Genomic DNA, 17,806 nt, shown 5'->3' with positions numbered 1-17,806 from the left:
TACATAAAAACATGATTGAACGCATCCATTTAGCGATTATTCGCGAAGTCGAACGGCAAGGCTCACTGACAGCCGCCGCTGCGCATTTATTTCTCACGCAGTCGGCGCTGAGTCACTCGATAAAAAAACTGGAACAGCAACTGGGTACTGATATCTGGCTACGAGAAGGCCGCAGCCTGCGCCTGACCCAGGCCGGACAATACTTGCTGGCAGTGGCCAACCGGCTGCTACCGCAACTATCGTTAGCAGAAGAACGCTTGCGCCAGTTTGCGCAAGGCGAGCGTGGCACCTTGCGCATCGGCATGGAGTGTCACCCGTGCTACCAGTGGCTGCTCAAAGTGGTGTCACCCTACCTGGCCGCGTGGCCGGATGTGGATGTAGATGTAAAACAGAAGTTCCAGTTTGGCGGCATAGGCGCCTTGTTTGGCTATGAGATCGATATGCTGGTCACGCCTGACCCGCTATATAAACCCGGGTTGATGTTTCAACCGGTATTTGATTACGAGCAGGTGCTGGTGGTGCATGGCCAGCATGCACTGGCCCAACTGGCGTATGTGCACCCCGAACAACTCAGCAGTGAATCCTTGATCACCTACCCGGTGGATATTGATCGGCTCGATATTTACAACCAGTTTCTGCAACCGGCAGGCATCAGCCCGCAGGTGCATAAACCGATAGAAACGACTGACATCATGCTGCAAATGGTCGCCAGTGGCCGCGGTGTCGCGGCCTTACCGCGCTGGCTGGTGGAGGAGTATCAAAGCCGTTTCAATGTAGTGCCGGTCAAGTTAGGCGAGCAAGGCATTGCCAAGCAGATTTACCTGGGCATACGCGAAACGGATGTGCAGATTGATTATGTGCAAGCGTTTATTCAGTTAGCGCAAGGTGGAAACGCTGATCAGTCCTAACTACCGCGATGAGCGCTTATTGCAGCGGCATCAACTGCTCACGCAGGCTATTGATGTCATTGGGTTCGCCGCGCACAGTGAAAAAAGTGCCTTCTTCATCTGAGCGCTCGTTCAATACCTGGCAGGTGCTATAAATTTTGCCGCGTAGCTGTTGTACGGACCAAGGCAGGAAAATCTCGGTTTCAACCAAATCCTGCTGGAAAAAATCGACAATCTTCTGCCGCAGCATCGCCACTTCATCCGGACGGCGAGCACTCATGACTATGCAATCCGGATATTTTAACCGTAGTGCGGCTTCACACTCGGCTTGCGCGGTGGCATCGCCCACGTAATCTATTTTGTTAAACACGCGAATACGCGGCACGACATCGGCATCGATTTCCTCAAGTACCTTATCCGTCACCTCAAGCTGACGCTCAAAACCAGGGTCGCTGGCATCGATCACGTGCAACAACAGCGCAGCATCCAGCGCCTCATCCAGCGTGGATTTAAAAGAAGCCACCAGGCCATGTGGCAGATTCTTGATAAAGCCCACGGTATCGCTGACCAGCACGCGCGGCACGCTTTCAGGGTACAAGGCGCGCACCGTAGTATCCAGTGTGGCAAACAACTTGTTCGCCACCAACACCTCGCTGCCAGTGAGCGCCCGCATCAAGGTAGATTTACCGGCATTGGTATAACCCACCAGCGCCACACTCGCCATCGTCTGCCGCTCCTGACGTCGCGCACGTTGCGTCCGGCGCTCGCCATCCATAATCACAATCTCTTGTTGCAACTCGGCAATGCGGTCGCGAATCTTGCGTCTATCCAGCTCGGTATGCGATTCACCTGCCCCACGACCACCCGCCCCGCTACGCTGCCGCCCCTGCGGACCCGCCAGTTTTGCTGCTTCGCGCAAACGTGGCGCCATATAACCCAGGCGTGCAATCTCCACCTGTGCACGTGCCGCACGCGAGCGGGCATTGCGGTGAAAAATCTCCAATATGACCATAGTACGGTCCATCACCTCGCAACCGACTTCAACCTCAAGGTTACGCGCCTGTGACGGCGAAATTTCATGGTCCACCAGCACCGCCTCAATATCGTAGGCAAGCGTATTGAAGGGTTGCGACTCTAGCTCCTCGGACATACTCTTCACATAATCACGAATCTCTTCGCGCTTACCCACACCCAGATACCCCGTGATATCAAAGCCTGTACGCTTCTGCACAAAAGTATGCACCACCCTGTAACCCAGTGTTTTAGCCAGTTCACGCAGCTCATTCAGCGAAGCCTCAAATTCACTATCGCTCACATTGGGTAGCTGCACAGCCGCCACTACGGCATATCGGATGGTTTCTTTGACTTCACTTTGCATTAGGGGATGGTATCTCTTGAATTGGGGAAGGCAGATAGTACCTGCAAAAGCAGAAAGCACCACTATGCATGGTGAGATAAAGTGTTAAATGAGTATAACCGTAGAAACTATTGAGGAATTTAATTGCTGAGAACGCGTAAGGGCGGACTCGTTTACAGTCCACCGCATGTTCATGTTCAACATGCTTAATTTTTCGTCGGCGTACCGCAAGCGGACTGATTATATAAAATCCCAATCATCAGACTAAATATGACAACTCATATTGTTGGCATTTAATAAAAAAGCCCATCACAACGCTGATGGGCTTTTAATCTAAATCAAATACTTATGAACGACGGCGACGGGCCAAGCCTAATACCCCTAATCCAGCAAGCAGGCTAGCACTGGTGAGTGGCTCAGGCACAGGGACATAAGGTGAAAGTGAAGCAGTGACGTCTGGTCCAGTGCCTACTAACTCAAAAGACCCTTTGTATAAACCATTAGTCGTATAGGCTGTGACTGTGCCACCGATAAAATCAAGCGCTGTTGCGCCATAAGATCCGCTAATCGCTGAGTCTGGATCCCACTTGAAGCTGAATGATTCAAAAGTGTTGAAACTTGTAAAGTCAAAACCAAATACGGCGCCACTACCAAAGAACACAGCGCTACCGCCAGCTGGCGCATTCACGGAAAATGGCGAACCGTCGATCACCAAGTAACTACCATCCGCGGTAATGGTACTACTAAAATCAAATACGATTTTAGAAATCTCGTAACTTGATCCATTAAAACCACCAGTTTCGATATTGAACCCATCAGCACCTGGTTCTGTGACAAAAATGGATCCAGCAGCAAAAGCCTGTGTGCATCCAAATGCCAAAGTTATAGCAACTGCAAATTTACTTATTTGTTTCATTTGCGCCTCCACTCAGTTGGGAATTACTAATAATAAAAATTACAACAACCCTTTTAAAACTAGTCATCGCTCTGAAACTATTTATCGTAATAATTAAATTTAGGATATTACTTTTTAAAAAGATTTGCAATTTCATTAGCATTAATCTATGTAAATGATTTACATACACACTTTGAACATTTTTTTGTTTATTGAGCATAAAACAATTATCCGAAGCTTTAGCTGCCACCCAGCGCTTTATACAGCCCCACCTGATTCTGTAATGCCTGTTGTTGTATTTGCAACGCCTGCGACTGCGCATCCAGTACACTGCGCTGCGAATCGAGCAACTCGAGGTACGTCACCAGTCCTTGATCCAGCTTACGCTTAACCAGTTGCAAGCGGCTACTTTCCAATTCACTTAAACGCGCCCTGGCAGCAGACTCTTCGGCTATCGCTGAGCGTGTGCTTAATACATCCATCACTTCTTTAAACGCGGTCTGGATAGTTTTTTCGTAATTGACTACCTCGATACGCTCACGGGTTTGTGCAAGGTTGAGGTTGGCTTTGTTGCGGCCATAGTTAAAGATCGGGATGGTCAATTGCGGGCTGAAAGACCAGTAGTTGCTGCCGGTATCAGAAAACAGTTTGGAGAACTCCGAATTGACCAGGCCGACGTTGGTGGTGAGTTGCAAGCGTGGATAAAACGCGGCTCTGGCGGCGCCGATATTGGCGTTGGCGGCTTTGAGTTGGTGCTCGGCAGCACGGATATCGGCGCGTCGGGTCAACAGGCTGGAAGGCAAGCCTGGCGTAACGTCAGCCAGTTTTAAATCCGCCAGAGGTTTGATGACTAACGGTGTACGCTGTGATGACTCGCCGAGCAGTAAATACAAGGCATTTTGCGTGGTGGCCAGTTGTCGTTGCCATTGTGCATATTGTGCCTGCACTTGCTCGACCTGGATTTGGGCGGCTTTGACATCCAGCACCTGATCCAAACCGGCCTCAAAGCGACGCTGGGTGCGATGCAAGGTCTGTTTACGGTCGTCCAGCGTTTGCTGCGCCAGCTTGAGTTGTGCGTGTAAGGTCAGCAGGTTGACGTACTGCGTGGCGATCTCAGTGATCAGGGTAGCTTGTACCGCTTGCCGATTCTCAGTCACGGCCAGGTATTGTTCCAGCGCGGATTGCGTCAGGCTTTTGACGCGGCCAAATACATCGATTTCGTAGTCAGAAATACCGACACCAACGCGGTACAACTCGGCCTCAAATGCCTGGCTGGAGCTGAACACGGTGCGACTACGGTCGTACGTCAGGTTGCCCTGTATGGTCGGCAGGCGGTCGGCTTTTTGTATGCCGTAAGTGGCCTTGGCCTCATCCATGCGCAGCACGGCCGTTTTCAGGTCACGGTTATGCGCCAACCCAACTTGTATCAGTTGCTGTAAATCGGCATCAGGGAAATAAGTTTGCCAGGTGAGCGGAGGCGCTTCAGTCACCGTGTCATTCGCTGACTGGCCTGGGTAAGCCTCAGGCACCGGCGCAGCTGGCCGGAAATACTCGGGCATCAGCGAGCAACCGCTGGCCGAGAGAATAAAACCCAGTAACAATGTGAGTCGACTTAATTTCATGCAACATCCTTGGTCGCCGCCGGTTTGTGCATCCAGCGCCCGACCACCATAAAAAATAATGGGACAAAAAAGATCGCCAGCAAGGTCGCCGTGACAATGCCGCCCAGCACACTGGTGCCGATCGCAACTTGCGCGCCCGACGCAGCGCCGGTCGAGAATGCCAATGGAATCACACCTACCCCAAAGGCCAGTGAGGTCATCACGATTGGCCGCAGACGCTCTTTGGCTGCCAGCAAACTGGCTTCAAGCAAAGGCATGCCTTGCAGCACATGCTCGCGTGCAAACTCCACGATCAGGATAGCGTTTTTGGCAGACAAACCAATCGTCGCAATCAGGCCCACCTTGAAATAAATATCATTGGGCAAACCACGGATAGTCACGCCAAGCAACGCACCCAAGACGCCTAATGGCACCACCAGCATGACGGCGAACGGAATGGCCCAGCTTTCATACAAAGCCGCCAGCACCAGGAACACAATCAGGATAGACAAACCGAACAGCATAATGGCCTGACTGCCGGATTGCTTTTCTTCAAGTGACTGCCCGGCCCATTCGAAGCCTATGCCCTTGCCCAACCCTTGTACCAGTTTTTCGATCTTCTGCATGGCTTCGCCGCTGCTATAGCCAGGCCCGGCGCCGCCATTGATATTAAATGAGGGGAAACCATTGAAACGCGTGCGTTGTGGGGTACCCATGGCCCAGTCCAGCGTCATGATGGAAGACAGCGGCACCAGGCTGCCATCGGCAGCTTTGAGGCGAATTTTCTTGATATCTTCCAGCGTCTGCCGTTGTTTGCCATCGGCTTGAATCAGCACCCGGCGCACCTGGTTGCCATAGACAAAATCACCAAGATAATTAGAACCAAGCAAAGTTGCCAGCGAATCATTGATTTCATCCAGCGAGATGCCCAGCGAATTGGCCTTGCTGCGGTTAAGCTGCATATTGACCACTGGCGTATCGTATAAACCGGCAAACAAGACATTCGCCAACTCGGGATGCTTGGTCGATTCGGCAATCAGTTGATCGCGTGCCTTCATCAGGGTTTCTATGCCAACGCTGGCACGATCTACCAGTTTCATATCAAAACCGCCCACACTGCCCAGCTCAGGCAATGGCGGCGCATTCATGGCAAAAATACTTAAATTGGGTCGTCCATAAAATTGCTGGTTAACGCGATTCACAATCGCCTGCACCTGCTGCTCGGCCTTGGGCCGCTCGGACCAATCTTTCAGCGTGATAAACAGCATGCCACTATTGGTGCTGGTGCCGTAAAAACTAAAACCGCTGACTTCAAAAATGATATCGACCGGCTCGTGTTGCTGGATATAACGGCTCATATCACCCAGCACTTCGGCGGTTTCCGCCAGTGTCGCACCTTGTGGCAACGACACCATGACCATAAAGTTACCCTGGTCTTCTTCTGGCAAGAATGCACTTGGCAGGCGCATAAACAGCCAGCCGACCAAGGTCACGATGAGTGCAAACACGCCCAGCCAGCGCAGTGGCTTGTTGAGCAAACCGCCGGTCAGGCGCGTGTAACGCTCGGTCATACACTTAAAGCTACGGTTAAACCAGACAAAAAAGCGTGCTTTAGGGCTGGTTTCATGGCGCAACAGCGTGACGCACAATGCAGGTGTCAGCGACAGCGCCAGAAAGGCCGAGAAGCTGATCGACACCGACAATGCCAGTGAAAACTGGCGGTAGATATTGCCCACCGCGCCACTAAAAAAGGCCATCGGGATAAATACCGACACCAGCACAGCGGTGATACCCACCACCGCACCACTGATTTGCGACATGGCTTTAATAGTCGCTTCGCGCGCAGACAAGCCTTCATCGACTATCAGGCGTTCGACGTTTTCCACCACCACAATCGCATCATCAACCAGGATACCAATCGCCAGCACCACGCCAAACATGGTCAGCACATTGATGGAATAACCCAGCCAGTACATCACAGCAAACGTCCCCATCAGGGCAATCGGCACCACGATGGTCGGAATCAGGGTCGCGCGCAGGTTCTGCATAAACAGGTACATGACCACGAATACCAGCAACACCGCCTCAACCAGCGTTTGAATCACCTTTTTAATCGAGATAGACACAAATGCCGAGGAGTCATACGACAACTGGAACACCACGTTTGGCGGGAAATAGGGCTGCATTTGCTCCATCGCCACTTTGACCCGCTTGATGGTTTCTACTGCATTAGAGCCCGGCGACAGTTTGATCGCCATGCCGGCGGCATTCTTGCCATTGACTTTAGAGCTATAGGTATAGTCACTGCTGCCCATTTCCACGCGCGCCACGTCCTTCACCAGCAAGGCCGAGCCATCCGCCTGGCTGCGCAGTGGCACATTGGCAAAGTCTTCTACCGTTTTCAGCGTGGCTTCGGCTTCGAGCGTCACACTCAATGGCGCACCATCCGGTACGCCACTGGCACCAACCTGGCCCAAGGTCAGACGCGTATTGTAGCTACGCAAGGCATTGGAAATTTCGCTGACGCTGACATTCAGGCCCGCCATTTTCTGCAGATCAGGCCAGATACGCATGGCGTACTCCGGGCTGAATGATTGCACCTTACCCACGCCTTGCACGCGTTTGAGCGTAGGCATGACCGTGGCAGAGGACAACTCGCCGAGGTCAATCTCACTGTAACGGTTATCTTCTGAGGTCAGTGACACAATCAGCTGAAAGCTATCCGCCGACTTTTCCACCATGATGCCGCTACGGCGCACGATTTCAGGCAAACGCACTTCCACACTTTTGAGGCGGTTTTGCACATCCACGGCCGCCAGATCAGGGTTGGTGCCCTGGCGGAAAGTCACGCTAATAGAAGCCATGCCCTGATTGCTGGTGGCAGACACATACATCAGGCCTGGCATACCATTCATCTCGCGCTCGATAATCGAGGTCACAGTTTCTTCGACCACTTTGGCCGATGCGCCAGGATAGGTTGCTGCGATATTGACCACGGGCGGCGCAATATCGGGATACTGCGCAATCGGTAACTGTTTAATGGCAATCAAACCTGCCAGCACAATCAGGATGGCAATCACCCAGGCAAAAATCGGCCTATCAATAAAAAAACGACTCATGACTTTACCTTCTTCTTTATACTTTTTTATGCTTCTTCATGCTGACTGATTTAAGGCTCTTAATTTTAAGGTGCGACGGCTTGGGTGATTTTGTCTGTGGCGCTTACCTGCTTGGGCGTCACTTTTGCGCCCGCCGTTTGCGTGGCAGCATTGGTGACCACCACTTGTTCACCTGTTTGCAGTCCATGCTCAACCACCCACTGTTTATCAATCACAGCGCCGGTTTGCACTTCGCGTGACTCCAACTCCTGTTTGGCATTGACCACCCATACCCGGCTGGAGAACTGGTCACGAATCAGCGCATCACGCGGAATCAGGATGGCATGCGGATTGGTCGCCTGGCGGATTTTCAGGCGCACATAGGCGCCTGGCATCAGTTCCTGTTGCGGGTTGTCAAAAATGGCGCGCATCACGACAGAGTCTGTCGTCTGGTTCACAGACACATCAGAAAATGACAGTTTGCCTGCACTAGGATAAGTTGAACCATCCGGCAACATCAGGGCAATCTGCAATTGACCATTGCTGCCTTTTAACTGGCCGTCGCGCAAGGCTTTGCGCAGCGCGAACACCTCAGAAGAAGACTGCGCGAAATTGACATACACCGGGTTGATTTGCTCAACCGTCGTCATGTGCGTGGCCTCGTCTTTACCCACCAGCGCGCCTTCGGTCACCAGTGCACGGCGCGCCACGCCATCAATCGGCGCCGTCACATTGGCATAAGCCACATCCAGTTTGGCGCGATTGAGTTTAGCTTGCGCGGCGGCCACTTCGGCTTTAGCCAGTTGCGCTTCAGCCTGTGCCGCGCGGTAGTCGCGCTGACTCACGGACTGGTCGCCTACCAGCGCCTGGTAGCGCTGCAATTTGTCATTGGCATTCACCAGATTGGCTTCGGTTCTGGCGAGCTCAGCATCTGCTTCTAATTTACTGGCCTGCAACTGCTCCGGGTTCAGGGCAAATAACGGTGTGCCCGCCTTCACTGTTTGCCCTTCCTGATACAGCCGCTTGGAGACAATACCAGAAACGCGCGCACGCACTTCTGCAATGCGATAGGCCTCTACACGGCCAGGTAATTCAACCTCAGCGGGGATTTCGGCGGTTTGCACGGTCACCACTTCGACCTCAGGTGCGCCAGCCGCTGCCTGAGCGGCTTCCTGCGGTTTGCTACAAGCGGAGAGTTGCAATAACAAGAATGTGGCAACAGAGGCCGTGCTGAGAGAAAAACGGGACATGAACATGCCTTTTACTATATAGACGTCAATATTCTATCCGTCCTTTAATAATTAATCAATCATGACTGATTAATTATTTTTTGGTATAATCCTCGCCATTGCTTGAGGAATGATAAGCCTAGAGATCATGGCCAGAAAAACCAAAGAAGATGCGCAAAAAACCCGCGACCAGATTCTGGATGCGGCTGAACACGTGTTTTACCGCAAAGGCTTTACCCTGACCACCATGGCAGATATTGCCGAAGCAGCCGAGTTGTCACGCGGCGCCGTTTACGGCCACTATAAAGGCAAGCTGGAAGTCGCTACCGCCATGGCGGAACGCGTGATTGAAACCGTCTCCCCGTTCCAGCTCCAACCGGCCCTTGCGGCATTAGGCAACCTCAAGCAATATTGCCTGCATGAGATCCGTAGCTATATTGAACCTAGCTCCATTCAGCGCGTCCTGTTCTTTTTATATATCGGCATTGATGATTCGCCCGAATTATTGCAATTACGTTTTGCCTGGGAGAAAAAGCGCATTACACAAATAGATTGCCTGCTCAAACAGGCGATTGCGCAAACAGAACTCTCTGCCGAAGTCGATTTCGACCTGATCAGCCTGTATTGCCAGTCCATTATTGAGGGTGTGTTCAGCATTATTTATTTTGGCAGCCTCAGTGAATCACAACGCTGGCAACGTGCGGAACAACTCTGTGAATATGGACTGCAGCGCCTGTCTATGCCACTTTTCCAGCCGTAATTTAAACGTCAAGCTACTCTGCTAGCATTGACGAGCACGCCCGCCTTCCGGCAAGATAAGGGTCGGATACATTGATGACAATAAAATTGCTCAACTTTTTTGTCTGAACAAGGTCAGTATGACCACGCACGTTCATTTTTAAACGCATCACCCCGATACACACCCCTATAAAAATAACTTAAGAAAAAAATATTGCTATGGATCATAACCTGTCTCTTATTACCACCATTGCTGCCGCATTTGCGCTGGCGCTGGTGTTTGGCCTGATCGCCGAAAAACTCAAATTGCCAGCGCTGATTGGTTATCTGTTTGCTGGCATTATCATCGGCCCGGCCACCCCCGGCTTTGTGGCGGACATAGAAATCGCCTCGCAACTGTCTGAAATCGGCGTCATGCTGCTGATGTTCGGCGTTGGCCTGCACTTTTCAGTGCAAGATTTAATGTCGGTCAAACGCATCGCCCTACCCGGCGCACTGGCGCAGATGACGCTGGCGACCCTGCTCGGCATGCTGGTGGCCCATTATTGGGGCTGGAGCATGGGGCATGGCCTGGTCTTTGGCCTGTCACTCTCCTGCGCCAGTACCGTGGTGTTACTGAAAGCGCTTGAGTCCAGGCGCATCCTGGAAAGCATGAACGGCAAAATTGCTGTCGGCTGGCTGGTGGTAGAAGACATGGTGACCGTGCTGGTGCTGGTGCTGATGCCAGCCCTGGCTGGCGTCTTGGGTGGCCAAGGCGAAGCCACCAACGCCAGTGCCATTTGGGAGACCATAGGCGTGACCTTGCTTGAAATCACCGGTTTTGTAGTGGTGATGCTGGTGATAGGCAAACGCGTATTACCCTGGTTGCTATGGTATGTGGCTGGCACCGGCTCGCGCGAACTGTTTACCCTCACCGTGATTGCCGTAGCGATTGGCGTGGCCTTTTTCGCTTCATCCCTGTTTCATGTGTCATTTGCACTAGGCGCCTTTTTTGCCGGCATGATCATGCGCGAATCAGAATATAGCCATCGTGCGGCGGAAGATTCCCTGCCTTTCCGCGATGCATTTGCCGTGCTGTTTTTTGTCGCCGTCGGCATGCTGTTTGACCCTAGCATCCTGATCAAGCAACCGGTACAGGTCCTCTCTGTGGTCGCTATTATTATCTTGGGCAAATCACTGGCAGCGGTTGCGATCGTGCTGGCGCTGCGCTATCCATTGAATACAGCACTCACCGTCGCCGCCAGCCTGGGGCAAATTGGCGAGTTCTCCTTTATCCTGGCCGGGCTTGGCGTGTCGCTCAACCTATTGTCAGCAGATGGCATGAGCCTTGTGTTGGCGGGCGCACTGATTTCAATTGCCTTGAATCCGCTGGTATTTGCCTCGATCAAACCGTTGGCAAACTGGGTGGTCAATAAATCAGATGTGGCACGACGCCTGTCTTTGCGCATGGATCCCTACAGTGAGTTGCCGATGTCCACGGAACGCAAGTTTCTTGAAGGCCAGGTGGTATTGGTCGGCTATGGCCGTGTTGGCAAGCGCATTGCACAATCGCTGACAGACTCTGCGATTCCATTTGTGGTGGCCGAGCAAAATCGCGAACTGGTGGAAAAACTGCGTAAGCAAGGCCAGCCCGCCGTGTCAGGCAATGCTGCTGACCCCATGGTATTGATACAGGCACACATCGCCAATGCGGCCATGCTGATTATTGCCACACCGGACGCCATGGATATCCGTAAAATAGTCGACATTGCCAAACAGCTCAAGCCGGACATAGAAGTGGTGATTCGTACTCACCACGAAGATGAATACCAGCGCTTGCAAAAAGACCTGGGGCAAGCCGTATTTTTCGGCGAAGAGGAACTGGCCAAAGGCATGTCTGCCCATGTGTTGCAGCGTTTCGAACGTCACGTGCTCTAAAAGGCATTAAAATCTAAATCAGGGCTGCTTCGGCAGCCTTGTTTTTTGAAACAAACACCTCGCGAAAGGCTATGATGTCATTGTATCGGCAGTCGATACGTATCGTTACATTTACGCCCAATCAAACGCAGTACAATCTTGTCAGACAAGAATAACGATATCAATATTGGTACCTATGAACACCACTTCCCTTGACGATAAATCTGGCCTTTACGCTAAATCCGGTGTATGGCTACTGGGCCTTGCCAGCCTGATGCTGGCTGGCTGCTCATCCGGCAAACCGGACAACAAACCGCCCAAAAAAACGCCAGAAGTCGGCGTGATCACCGTGCAACCTGCCAGCCAGCCAATTGTGGCCGACCTACCAGGGCGCACCAATCCGTTTATGATTTCGGAGGTCCGCCCACAAGTCGGCGGCATTATCCGCCAACGCGCATTTACAGAAGGCGCACTGGTCAAAGCGGGCCAACTGCTTTATCAAATCGAGCCTGCGCCTTACCAGGCCAGTGCCCAAAGTGCCGCCGCCGCGCTACAAAAAACAGAAGCCTCGCTGACCACGCTCAAACTCAAAGCGGATCGTTATAAAGAACTGGTCAAAATCAATGCCGTGAGCAGGCAGGATAACGATGACGCGCAAGCCGCCTTGCAACAAGGTGAAGCCGATGTGGCTGCCGCCAGGGCAGCGCTGTCCACCGCAAAAATCAACCTGGATTTCACACGCGTGGTCTCGCCGATCACTGGCTTTGTGTCTACTTCTACCGTCACACCTGGCGCGTTGGTCACCGCCAGCCAGGACACTGCACTCACCACCGTACAGCAACTGGACCCGATTTATGTCGATGTGATCCAGTCCAGCAGTGACTTGCTCAAACTCAAACGTGATATTGCCAGCGGCAAACTGAGCAGCACATCGCAAAAAGAAATTCCTGTCCGTGTCGTACTCGAAGATGGCTCCACATACGCCCACGCCGGAAAACTCAAATTTAACGGCATTAGTGTCAATACCACTTCAGGGGCGGTCACACTGCGTGCGGTGGTGCCTAACCCGGAAGGCATTTTGCTGCCCGGCATGTATGTGCATGCCCTGATTGATGTCGCCGAAGAAAAGGCAGCTATTCTGGTGCCGCAACGTGCTGTGACCAGAAATACACGTGGTGAACCCACGGTGCTACTGGTGGACAATACGCAAAAAGTGATTCAGCAAACCCTGGAAACCAGTGGCGCACAAGGTGACAACTGGCGTGTCACACACGGCCTGCAAGCCGGTGACCGCGTGATTATGGATGGGCTACAAGGCATCAGCGTAGGCAGCGAAGTGAAGGCGGTGCCCTTTGCGGCGACCAGTCATCCAGATGCAGTAACACCGGCCACGGCAACAACACCGTCTACCGTGAACCCTGCCCGCTAACCAGAAGAGAATTTAACTATGGCGTCTTTTTTTATCCAACGCCCTATCTTTGCCTGGGTGATTGCAATTGTCATCATGCTGGCGGGCATAGGCGCGATTGAGTGGCTCCCGCTGGAGCAATACCCGGATATTGCACCACCACGCGTCTCTATCAATGCCACCTATACTGGCGCTGCGGCCGACACCATTGAAAACTCGGTGACGCAAGTGATTGAGCAGTACATGAAGGGCATCGATAACCTGACCTATATGTCTGCCAGCAGTACATCTTCGGGCACTGCCAATATCAGCCTGACCTTTGATGCGGGCACCAATCCTGACGTCGCACAAATGCAGGTGCAGAATAAACTGCAACAAGCCATGCCCAGGCTGCCGCAGATTGTACAAAGCCAGGGGGTGACGGTGGCCAAAACCGGCATCGACTTCCTGATGATGATTTCACTCATGTCTGACAGCCCTACAGTGCGCGCCATTGATATCGGTGATTATATTTCGAGCAACCTGATCGACCAGATCAGCCGCCTCGATGGCGTCGGCGATGTACAGACCCTGAGCGCAGGCTATGCCATGCGCATCTGGCTGGATCCGGCCCGGCTGCAAAAATACAACCTGATCCCTTCCGATATTTCAGCGGCCGTACAAGCGCAGAATACCGAAGTCTCCTCTGGCCAGTTAGGCGCCCTGCCTTCGGTAAAGGGCCAAGGCCTGAATGCGCCCATTACCGCCCGCAGCAAACTGCAAACCGTAGAGCAATTCAACCAGATTATCGTTAAATCCGGCGCAGATGGTTATGTGGTGCATTTGTCGGATGTGGCCCGCGTTGAATTAGGCGCTGAGAGCTACACACCGGTCGCCAACCTCAACGGTAAGACCTCGGCAGCCTTTGGGGTAAAACTCGCGTCCGGTGCCAATGCACTGGCCACCGCGCAGGCCGTAAAAGACAAACTCGCTGCACTGGAGCCTTATTTTCCGCCTGAACTGAAACTCAGCATCCATATCCCTTATGACACCACGCCATTTGTGCGTATTTCCATCAAGGAAGTCGTCAAGTCGCTGGTAGAGGCCATCCTGCTGGTCGTTATCATTATGTATGTGTTTTTGCAGAACCTGCGTGCGACGCTGATTCCGGCCATTGCCGTACCGGTAGTGCTACTCGGTACCTTTGGCGTACTGGCCGCGTTTGGCTTTTCGATTAACACGCTGACTATGTTTGGCCTGGTACTGGCGATTGGTTTGCTGGTAGATGATGCCATTGTGGTGGTGGAAAACGTCGAACGTGTGATGCGTGAAGAAGGCCTGAGCCCGAAAGAAGCCACGCGTAAATCCATGGGTGAAATTACCAGCGCACTAGTCGGTATTTCGCTGGTGTTATCCGCCGTGTTTATCCCCATGGCCTTTTTTGGTGGCGCCACCGGCGTGATTTACCGCCAGTTCTCTATCACTATTGTGTCTGCCATGTTGTTATCTGTGCTGGTCGCGCTGACATTGACCCCGGCCCTTTGTGCGACCATGCTCACACCGTCAAATCATAGCCATGCGGCAACAGGTGGCCTGTTCGGCTGGTTTTTCCGCTGGTTCAACCCGGCATTTGAAGCATTTGCCAACGGCTACCAGACCATCGTCGAGAAAATCCTGCGCCAGAAGCTATTCACCATGGTGCTGTATGCCAGCATTCTGGCCTTGCTGGCTTTCCTGTTCCTGCGCTTACCCAGCTCTTTCCTGCCGACAGAAGACCAGGGTATCCTCATGGCGCAGATTCAATTGCCGGTCGGTGCCACCGATAGCAGGATGCAGCGTGTGTTGCGACAAATCGAGCATTACCTGGATGGTCAGGAAGCGGTCATTGATGAATATTTAACCATTGCCGGCCTCGGCCAGGGCGGTGGCGGTAGCCAAAACACCGGCCGCGCCTTTATCCGCCTCAAGGACTGGTCACTGCGTGGCGAAGGCCAGGACGCCGCGTCACTCGCAGACCAGATGACCAAAGCCTTGTCCAAGATCCGTGATGCCAAATTGTTTGTGAACCAGCCAGCGCCAGTGCGCGGCCTGGGTCAGGGCTCAGGCTTTACACTGGAACTCAAAGATGTCGGCGGCCTCGGGCACCAGGCACTGATGGAGGCCAGAAACCAATTTGTCCAACTGGCGGCAGACAACCCCAAACTGAACCGGGTGCGCCCAAGCGGTCTGGATGATACGCCGATGTTCAGGCTCAATATTGATGACCAGAAGACCGGCATTTACAATCTGACCACCGCCAATATCAACTCCACACTGTCTATCGCCATGGGCGGCACCTATGTGAATGACTTTATCAACAAAGGCCGCGTCAAGAAAGTCTATTTGCAGGGGGATGCGCCTTACCGCATGCAGCCTGAAGACATTGATCGCTGGTATGTACGTAATAGCACCAACGACATGGTGCCCTTCTCTGCCTTTTCCAATACCCGTTGGGTATCGGGCTCGCCCTTGCTCGAACGCTATAACGGTATTTCTTCCGTAGAAATCGTCGGCGAAGCGGCCAAAGGCACCAGCACAGGCGAAGCCATGCGTATTGCTGAAGGCATTATCAAGCAACTACCGGCAGGCATCGGCTATGAGTGGAGTGCGCAGTCCTACCAGGAAAGACTGTCAGGTTCACAGGCGCCCCTTTTGTATGCGGTGTCTGTGGTGTTTGTGTTTTTGTGCCTGGCCGCGTTATATGAAAGCTGGGCGGTGCCTTTCTCCGTCATTATGGTCGTGCCTCTGGGGATTCTGGGCGCCGTGCTGGCAACCAGTTTGCGTGGCATGACAGCCGACGTTTACTTCCAGGTGGGCCTGTTGACGACCATCGGCCTGTCAGCGAAAAACGCCATTCTGATTGTAGAGTTCGCCAAGCATCTGCAAGAGCGTGGCCAGCCTTTACTGACCGCCACCCTGGAGGCCGTGAAACTGCGCTTGCGGCCTATCCTCATGACCTCGCTCGCTTTTGTTTTTGGTGTGCTGCCGCTGGCCTTCAGTGAAGGCGCAGGCGCGGTGAGCCGCCAGGCGATTGGCACCGGCGTACTCGGCGGCATGTTGATGGCCACCTTCCTCGGCATCTTTTTTGTGCCGCTGTTTTATGTGCTGATACGTTCGCTGTTCCCTTACCAGCCTGATCCAGATGCCATCGCACATGGATAACCTTATGATAAAACCAAGCACACATACATTACTTGGCACGGCAAAACTACCAATCAAATTACTGGCCCTAATGACGCTGTCACTTGGCCTGAGCAGTTGTATTGACCTGGCGCCGTTTTACACACGGCCAGCCGCGCCGGTTCCGGCAACGCTAGGCACGGTACAAAGCGATCCCAAAGCATTTACTGATCTGCCGTGGCAATCTTTTATCAGTGATGAAAAGCTGCGCCAGGTGGTTGACCTCGCCTTAAAAAATAACCGCGACCTGCAGGTAGCTGCGTTGACCATAGAACGGTCGCGCGCCCTCTACCAGGTGCAGCGCGCCGACCTGTTTCCAACTATCGCCGCGAGCGTCACTGAAACCGCCTCCAAAGGCATGGCCAGTGCTGCCAACAATACTGCAGGCAATACCTCAGGGGCGACCACTGGCACTGCGGGCAGCAGCAATAGCAGTGGCAATATCTCGCATATTTACCGTGCAACCGTAGGCTTTAGTGCATATGAGCTGGATCTGTTCGGCCGCATACGCAACCTGAACCAGCAGGCCTTGCAAACGTTTTATGCCAATGAAGATAATCGCCACAGCACACAGATCAGCCTGATTGCCGAAGTAGCGACCGCCTGGCTAACCCTGGCGGCAGACAAAAAGCGACTCGCGATTGCCCAGCAAACCCAGCAAAGTCAGCAAGCCACTTATGATATCAACCAGAAAATGTTTGAACTGGGCGTTGCCAATGCGTTGACTTTGAAACAACTGCAGACCAGTGTCGACAGTGCACGTGTCGCAGTGGCCACCTACAATATGCAAATCAAGCAGGACATCAACGCACTCAATCTGCTGGCGGGCAGCATGGTGCCTGAACAGTGGTTGCCAGCCAGCAACTTGTCCAACGTCGTCGCGACCACAGCCTTACCTGCCGGAGTTAGCTCGCAAACCTTACAGCAACGGCCGGATGTCCGTGCGGCAGAACACTTGCTGGAAGGCGCCAATGCCAATATCGGCGCATTACGCGCGGCCTTCTTCCCCACCATCAGCCTGACCACCACGGTCGGTTCAGCCAGTACCGAATTATCCGGCCTGTTTGCCAAAAATTCCGGCATCTGGACCTTTGTGCCGCAAGTCAGCGTACCGCTGTTTAACGCAGGACGTAACCGTGCCAATTTGACCTCAGCAGAGAAAAACCGCGATATTCTGCTCGCACAATACGAAAAAACCGTGCAAACTGCGTTCCGCGAAGTGGCGGACGTGTTGGTGCAGCGTGAAGGTTTGCAAGCACAACTGGACGCCCAGCACTCACTCACCGCTGCTGCGAATGCGGCATTCCAGCTGGCTGATGTCCGCTTTAAAAATGGGGTCGACAATTACCTGGTGGTGCTGGATGCACAGCGCACGCTTTATACTGCAGAGCAATCGCTGGTCACATTGCAATTAAGTGACGCCGCTAGCCAGCTGACCTTGTATAAGGTCATGGGCGGCGGTTGGCATTAGTGAGTGCATGCATGAACATCATCGTTTT

General features: G+C 53.0%; 11 protein-coding genes. 6 read left to right on the top strand and 5 right to left on the bottom strand.

Annotated features, from left to right (window positions below; translation table 11 throughout):
- The first annotated feature begins 11 nt into the window (after positions 1–11).
- Positions 12–908, top strand: coding sequence for a LysR family transcriptional regulator (locus GQ52_RS09670; protein ID WP_047517194.1), 897 nt, complete (start codon positions 12–14; stop codon positions 906–908).
- A gap of 16 nt (positions 909–924) precedes the next feature.
- On the opposite strand, the gene hflX is transcribed toward GQ52_RS09670, so the two are convergent.
- From hflX to GQ52_RS09640, 5 genes are all read right to left on the bottom strand, one after another.
- Complete coding sequence (gene hflX / locus GQ52_RS09665) at positions 925–2,265, bottom strand: GTPase HflX (protein ID WP_047517188.1); 1,341 nt, start codon at positions 2,263–2,265, stop codon at positions 925–927.
- A 325-nt stretch (positions 2,266–2,590) separates the two neighbouring features.
- Positions 2,591–3,160 (bottom strand): PEP-CTERM sorting domain-containing protein, encoded by a 570-nt coding sequence (locus GQ52_RS09660; RefSeq protein ID WP_047517185.1) that lies wholly within the window; start codon positions 3,158–3,160, stop codon positions 2,591–2,593.
- 218 nt (positions 3,161–3,378) lie between these two features.
- The gene (locus tag GQ52_RS09650; RefSeq protein WP_047517181.1) at positions 3,379–4,761 is read right to left on the bottom strand and encodes an efflux transporter outer membrane subunit; all 1,383 of its coding nucleotides are present in this window, start codon (positions 4,759–4,761) and stop codon (positions 3,379–3,381) included.
- Positions 4,758–7,859: a multidrug efflux RND transporter permease subunit gene (locus GQ52_RS09645; RefSeq protein ID WP_047517178.1), complete on the bottom strand. Its 3,102-nt coding sequence runs from the start codon at positions 7,857–7,859 to the stop codon at positions 4,758–4,760. Before GQ52_RS09645 ends, GQ52_RS09650 begins: the two co-directional genes overlap by 4 nt.
- A 65-nt stretch (positions 7,860–7,924) precedes the next feature.
- Positions 7,925–9,088, bottom strand: coding sequence for an efflux RND transporter periplasmic adaptor subunit (locus GQ52_RS09640; protein ID WP_047517175.1), 1,164 nt, complete (start codon positions 9,086–9,088; stop codon positions 7,925–7,927).
- A gap of 127 nt (positions 9,089–9,215) precedes the next feature.
- Between GQ52_RS09640 and GQ52_RS09635 the strand changes: the two genes are divergently transcribed.
- From GQ52_RS09635 to GQ52_RS09615, 5 genes are all read left to right on the top strand, one after another.
- Positions 9,216–9,827: a TetR family transcriptional regulator gene (locus GQ52_RS09635; RefSeq protein ID WP_047517173.1), complete on the top strand. Its 612-nt coding sequence runs from the start codon at positions 9,216–9,218 to the stop codon at positions 9,825–9,827.
- A 197-nt stretch (positions 9,828–10,024) separates the two neighbouring features.
- Positions 10,025–11,722, top strand: a complete 1,698-nt coding sequence (gene ybaL, locus GQ52_RS09630) for a YbaL family putative K(+) efflux transporter (protein WP_019882901.1) — start codon at positions 10,025–10,027, stop codon at positions 11,720–11,722.
- A gap of 175 nt (positions 11,723–11,897) precedes the next feature.
- Entirely contained in the window at positions 11,898–13,130 is a 1,233-nt protein-coding gene (locus GQ52_RS09625; RefSeq protein WP_047517170.1) for an efflux RND transporter periplasmic adaptor subunit, read from the top strand.
- Between the two features lie 18 nt (positions 13,131–13,148).
- Entirely contained in the window at positions 13,149–16,289 is a 3,141-nt protein-coding gene (locus GQ52_RS09620; protein ID WP_047517167.1) for an efflux RND transporter permease subunit, read from the top strand.
- Positions 16,282–17,778, top strand: a complete 1,497-nt coding sequence (locus GQ52_RS09615) for an efflux transporter outer membrane subunit (protein ID WP_047517165.1) — start codon at positions 16,282–16,284, stop codon at positions 17,776–17,778. The genes GQ52_RS09620 and GQ52_RS09615 overlap by 8 nt, the downstream gene beginning before the upstream one ends.
- Positions 17,779–17,806 lie beyond the last annotated feature (28 nt).

Origin of the sequence: Methylophilus sp. Q8 (genome assembly GCF_000800115.1) — a bacterium.
Lineage (GTDB): Bacteria > Pseudomonadota > Gammaproteobacteria > Burkholderiales > Methylophilaceae > Methylophilus.
This window is presented reverse-complemented; position numbering and strand designations above follow the sequence as displayed.